Genomic DNA, 5,033 nt, shown 5'->3' with positions numbered 1-5,033 from the left:
GTATGGGGACCCAGTTCGCTATCTTCACGCACAGGGATTTCGACGATCCCGAGCGCCGCGCGCGGCTGTTCGACGTCGCGCTGGAATGCTGGCGCGAGGTCGCCGAGCACGCCAAAGCGGCCGGTTTAACCTATCTTTTCTGGGAGCCGATGTCGGTCGGGCGCGAATTCGGCCATACAATCGACAGCTGCCGGGTACTGCACAACGAGATCGAGGCAGCCGGCATGGCCATCCCGATGAAGATGATGGTCGACATTGACCATGGCGACGTGACGTCGAGCAACCCGGCCGACATCGACCCCTATGCCTGGGCCGAAGCCTTCCCCAACGTATCGCCGATCATCCACGTCAAGCAGTCGTCGATGAACAAGGGCGGTCATTGGCCGTTCATCGCCGCCTACAACCAGGACGGCCGCATCACGCCGGAAAAATTCCTGGAGACGGTTCGCCGCGGCGGCGGCGTCGACAACGAGATCTGCCTCGAACTGTCGTTTCGCGAGCGCGAGCCGGTCGATCACCAGGTCGTCGCCATGATCCGCGAGTCGGTCGACTACTGGGCGCCGTTCATCGAGACCGGCAGGGCGGCACTCCTGCCGCGAGACGGGCAGGGTACGGCTCCTGCCCGTTTAACCGGGCCGCCCCGGTCAGATGAAGCCGGCCGAACTCAGCCGAATTTCGGATCGAGACTGCCCGACTTGTAGCGCTTGGCCATTTCCGAGACCGGCAGCGGCTTGATCTTGGGAGCGTTGCCGGCGGTGCCGAACTGCTCGAAGCGCTCCTTGCACAGCTTCCTCATGGCGGCCATAGCCGGCGTCAGATACTTGCGCGGGTCGAATTCGCTCGGGTTCTCGGTCAGCACCTTGCGGATCGCGCCGGTCAGCGCCATGCGGTTGTCGGTGTCGATGTTGATCTTGCGCACGCCGTGCTTGATGCCGCGCTGGATCTCCTCGACCGGCACGCCCCATGTCGGCTTCATCTGGCCGCCATATTTGTTGATGATCTCCTGCAGTTCTTCCGGCACCGAGGACGATCCGTGCATGACGAGGTGCATGTTGGGCAGGCGGCGATGGATTTCCTCGATCACGTTCATGGCCAGAACAGCGCCGTCCGGCTTGCGCGAGAATTTATAGGCGCCGTGGCTGGTGCCCATGGCGACGGCCAGCGCGTCGACATGTGTGTCCTTGACGAACTGCACCGCCTGTTCCGGATCGGTCAGCAACTGGTCGTGGCTGACAGCGCCTTCGACACCATGGCCGTCTTCCTGTTCGCCGCCGCCCATCTCCAGCGAACCGAGCACGCCGATCTCGCCTTCGACAGAAACACCGCCCCAATGCGCCATGTCGACGACGCGGCCCGTGATGCCCGAATTATAATCGTAATCGGCCGGCGTCTTGCCGTCCTCTTTCAGCGAGCCGTCCATCATCACCGAGGTGAAGCCATACTGGATCGCGGTCACGCAGGTAGCCTCGTTGTTGCCGTGGTCGAGATGCATGCAGACTGGAATATCGGGATGGATCTCGACCAGCGCGTCGATCAGCTTGGCCAGCACGACGTCGTTGGCATAGGCGCGGGCGCCGCGGCTCGCCTGCAGAATAACAGGCGATTTGGTCTCCTCGGCGGCCTCCATGATGGCGAGGCCTTGTTCCATATTGTTCATGTTGAACGCAGGCACGCCATAGCCGTGTTCGGCGGCATGGTCGAGCAATTGTCTCAATGTGATGCGAGCCACCCAATAGTCTCCCGTATTTGGTTTCAAGCCTATGGTTGCGAGCCGTCCGATCGTCGTTCAGCCCTTTGATGCTTCTGGCCGGATTTCCAGAGAACCGCAACCTTTGGCCATGCCACCGAGAAGCAATTCTTGTTACAGCACAGCAATCAGAAGCGAGTAATATCCCAAATAAATGTCACATCATCACAAAAAATTTGATGCCTCTGCGTTTTACGCTGTTATAATAGCTTTGGCTCCGCCACGGCGGATTCACAGCGGACCGGATTCAGGAAACAGGCTGGACAATGAAGAGCGGCGGCCGCCGGCAAGGCATCATAGATTTTCTGATGGACACTGGCACGGCCAGTGTCGATGACCTCGCCTCGCGCTTTGGCGTGTCGAAGATGACCGTCCATCGCGACCTCGACGAGCTTGAGGAAAGCGGTTTCCTGCGCAAGGTGCGCGGCGGCGCCTCGATCCAGCCGAGCGGCCTGTTCGAAAGCGATTTCCGCTACCGTCAGAAGCAGGCCGGTGAGGAGAAGCAGCGCCTGGCGGCTGCCGCAGTGGCGATGATTGAACCGGGCCAGACGGTGATCATCGACGACGGCTCGACGGCCGGTGGCATCGCGCGCCACCTTGCGGATCTCCGCCCGCTGACTGTGATCTCCAACAATCTGGCCGTCATACAGGATCTGGCAGGCATTGGAGGGATCACCCTGATTGCGCTCGGTGGCCAGTACAGCAAGAAATTTCACGGTTTCTTCGGCCTGCTGGCCGAGGACACGTTGAGATCGTTGCGCGCCGATGTGGCCTTCCTGTCGTCGTCTGCCATCCACGGCGCTTCCGCCTTCCACCAGGACCAGGAAGTGGTCCACACCAAGCGGCTGATGATGGCCGCCGCCAGGCGTAAATATCTGCTGGTCGATCACGGCAAGTTCGGCCGCACGGCCCTGCATTTCCTGACCGATCTCAAGGCGTTCGACGCCGTCTTCACCGGTCGCGAACTGGGACCGCAGATGCGCCAGGCGTTGGATGGCGCCGATGTTTCGCTAACACTAGTCGAGAAGGACTAGACCATGATCCCGAAAAGTGGGAACCGGTTTTCGGAAAAGATCATGGTCAAAGAAGAAGATAGAGCCCCATCCCGCTACGCGGGATGGAACAGGCTCTAGAAGGAGGATGCGTGGTTTACTGGGTCGGCACAAGCTGGAAAATGAACAAGACGCTTGCAGAGGCGACTGACTTCGTCAAGGCGCTGGCGGGGTTCGTCCCTGGTTTCGACGACCGCATCCAGCCCTTCGTCATCCCGCCCTTCACGGCGGCCCGCGAGGTCAAGAAGGCGTTGGCGACGACGCGGGTCAAGGTCGGCGCACAGAACATGCACTGGGCCGACGCCGGAGCCTGGACCGGGGAGATCTCGCCCGTGATGCTGACGGATTGCGGCCTCGACCTCGTCGAACTCGGCCATAGCGAACGGCGCGAGCATTTCGGCGAGACCGACAATGCTGTCGGCCTGAAGGCAGCTGCGGCGGTAAAGCACGGGCTGGTGCCGCTCATCTGCGTCGGCGAGACATTGGCGCAACGCAACAGCGGCGAGGCCGATGCGGTGCTGGCCTTGCAGGTGCACGGCGCGCTAAAGGTCCTCGAAGGCGAGGCGAAAGCGGCGACGATCCTGTTTGCCTATGAGCCGGTCTGGGCGATCGGCGACAAGGGCATTCCGGCAAGTGCGGACTACGCTGATAGGCAGCAGGCGCTGATCAAGAAGATCGCCGGCGAACTCCTGCCGGCCGTGCCGCCAGTGCTCTATGGCGGCAGCGTCAATCCGCAAAATGCCGCCGAGTTGATCGGCCAGCCGCATATCGACGGGCTGTTCATCGGCCGCTCCGCCTGGCAGGCGGAAGGCTATATCGACATCCTCCAACGCGCCTCGGCGGCGATCTAGTATCGATGAACAGGAAAGGACAATAAAATGAAAATAGCCATTGGAGCCGACAGCGCGGGCAAGCCGCTGCTCGACGTCATTGCCGCGCATCTCGCCACCAAACCCGGTCTCACCGTCAGCGACCTTAGCCAAGCGGGCTACTATGCCGACCTGTCGCAGAAGCTCGCCCAGACCATCCTCGACGGCGAGAACGATCGCGGCATCCTGTTTTGCGGCACCGGCATCGGCGTTTCCATCTCGGCCAACAAGGTGCCCGGCATTCGCGCAGCACTTACCCACGACACCTACTCCGCCGAGCGCGCTGCGAAATCCAACAATGCCCAGATCATCACCATGGGCGCCCGCGTCATCGGCCCGGAACTGGCGAAGTCGATCGTCGACGCCTGGCTCGCATCGGAGTTCGACGAAAAGGGACCGTCGGCTGGCAATGTCCAGGCCATCGACAGGCTCGACGCGGCGAAGCTAGGCTAACCCAAGCTTTTCCGCATCGCGCCAATGACGGTGACGGCCGACGCGGCGCCGGGGTCCATGTGCCCTAGCGATCGTTCGCCAAGCCGCGATGAGCGACCCTTCGCGGCAATCATGTCCTTGGTCGCCTCGGCGCCCCGTTCGGCTGCTTCAAGGCCGGCTGCTAGGCTTTCGGACAGTGTCTTGCCGGAGGCATGCGCGACCGCAGCCGCCTCAGCCGCAGGCAGCCAGGCGTCGACCATTGTCTTTTCGCCGATCTCGGCCTTGCCGCGATCCTGGATGCCTTGCGCCATCGCCTGGAACAGGGCGATGACGTCGGCGCTCCCCAGCGTCGCCTTGCCCTTGACGGCGGCCGCACCTCGCATGAAGGCGGTCGCATAAAGCGGGCCCGACGAGGCGCCGACAGCGTTGAGGAACGATTTGGCCGCGGTGTTGAGGAGAGCTGTCGGCTCGGTCGCCGCGAGCTCGAGCGAAGCGAGTGCATCGCGCACCGCCCCGAAACCGAGCCCCATGGCAATGCCATGGTCGGCGTCGCCGATGACGCCGTCGAGCTGGCAGAGCCTGTCCTTGTCGGCTTCGATCGCCACTGCGATTTCATCAAACATTCTTTTCAGATCGGCCGTATCGATGGATGTCATGGATGCTACTTTCAGCCGGCGCGAAACATGGCGCAGTCGCAAGGATGGTCGAGCATCGTCTGCAATTCGGCGTCGAGATGCATCAGCGTCACCGAGGCGCCGGCCATTTCGAGCGAGGTGCAGTAGTTGCCGACCCATGTCGCGTGAATTGACACGCCGATGTCATCCAGCCGACGCTTCACGCGCCGGTTCATGATGTAAAGCTCCATCAGCGTCGTCGAGCCGAGCGAATTGACGAGCACGGCGACCTTGTCGCCATGCGCTGGCGCCATCTCGT

General features: G+C 62.1%; 7 protein-coding genes. 4 read left to right on the top strand and 3 right to left on the bottom strand.

Features of this window, described 5'->3' with window-relative positions; all coding sequences use genetic code 11:
• On the top strand, positions 1–701 hold a 701-nt coding region (locus EOA86_RS21690; protein ID WP_128343513.1), incomplete at its 5' end, for an erythrose 4-phosphate dehydrogenase.
• Here EOA86_RS21690 and fba read toward each other — a convergent pair.
• Positions 665–1,729, bottom strand: a complete 1,065-nt coding sequence (gene fba / locus EOA86_RS21685; RefSeq protein WP_029355262.1) for a class II fructose-bisphosphate aldolase — start codon at positions 1,727–1,729, stop codon at positions 665–667. The genes EOA86_RS21690 and fba overlap by 37 nt on opposite strands.
• Positions 1,730–2,013: 284 nt before the next feature.
• On the opposite strand from fba, the gene EOA86_RS21680 reads away from it, so the two are divergent.
• The 3 genes from EOA86_RS21680 to EOA86_RS21670 all read left to right on the top strand — a co-directional run bounded on the left by EOA86_RS21680 (position 2,014) and on the right by EOA86_RS21670 (position 4,121).
• Entirely contained in the window at positions 2,014–2,781 is a 768-nt protein-coding gene (locus EOA86_RS21680; protein WP_128343511.1) for a DeoR/GlpR family DNA-binding transcription regulator, read from the top strand.
• An 83-nt stretch (positions 2,782–2,864) separates the two neighbouring features.
• Complete coding sequence (locus EOA86_RS21675; RefSeq protein WP_128343510.1) at positions 2,865–3,650, top strand: triose-phosphate isomerase; 786 nt, start codon at positions 2,865–2,867, stop codon at positions 3,648–3,650.
• Between the two features lie 27 nt (positions 3,651–3,677).
• Positions 3,678–4,121: an RpiB/LacA/LacB family sugar-phosphate isomerase gene (locus tag EOA86_RS21670; protein ID WP_029355267.1), complete on the top strand. Its 444-nt coding sequence runs from the start codon at positions 3,678–3,680 to the stop codon at positions 4,119–4,121.
• Here EOA86_RS21670 and dhaL read toward each other — a convergent pair.
• Positions 4,118–4,756, bottom strand: coding sequence for a dihydroxyacetone kinase subunit DhaL (gene dhaL / locus EOA86_RS21665; RefSeq protein ID WP_128343508.1), 639 nt, complete (start codon positions 4,754–4,756; stop codon positions 4,118–4,120). The genes EOA86_RS21670 and dhaL overlap by 4 nt on opposite strands.
• A gap of 11 nt (positions 4,757–4,767) precedes the next feature.
• Positions 4,768–5,033: dihydroxyacetone kinase subunit DhaK (locus EOA86_RS21660; RefSeq protein ID WP_164891889.1), on the bottom strand; the 266-nt coding region annotated here is incomplete at its 5' end.

It is taken from the genome of Mesorhizobium sp. M5C.F.Ca.IN.020.32.2.1, assembly GCF_004023105.1.
In the GTDB taxonomy this organism is placed as follows: domain Bacteria; phylum Pseudomonadota; class Alphaproteobacteria; order Rhizobiales; family Rhizobiaceae; genus Mesorhizobium; species Mesorhizobium wenxiniae.
This window is presented reverse-complemented; position numbering and strand designations above follow the sequence as displayed.

Bases quoted from the DNA above. Each gene is read 5' to 3' on its own strand.
- EOA86_RS21680 (WP_128343511.1), top strand. From the start codon at position 2,014: ATGAAGAGCGGCGGCCGCCGGCAAGGCATCATAGATTTTCTGATGGAC.
- EOA86_RS21675 (WP_128343510.1), top strand. From the start codon at position 2,865: ATGGAACAGGCTCTAGAAGGAGGATGCGTGGTTTACTGGGTCGGCACA.
- EOA86_RS21670 (WP_029355267.1), top strand. From the start codon at position 3,678: ATGAAAATAGCCATTGGAGCCGACAGCGCGGGCAAGCCGCTGCTCGAC.
- dhaL (WP_128343508.1), bottom strand. From the start codon at position 4,756: ATGACATCCATCGATACGGCCGATCTGAAAAGAATGTTTGATGAAATC.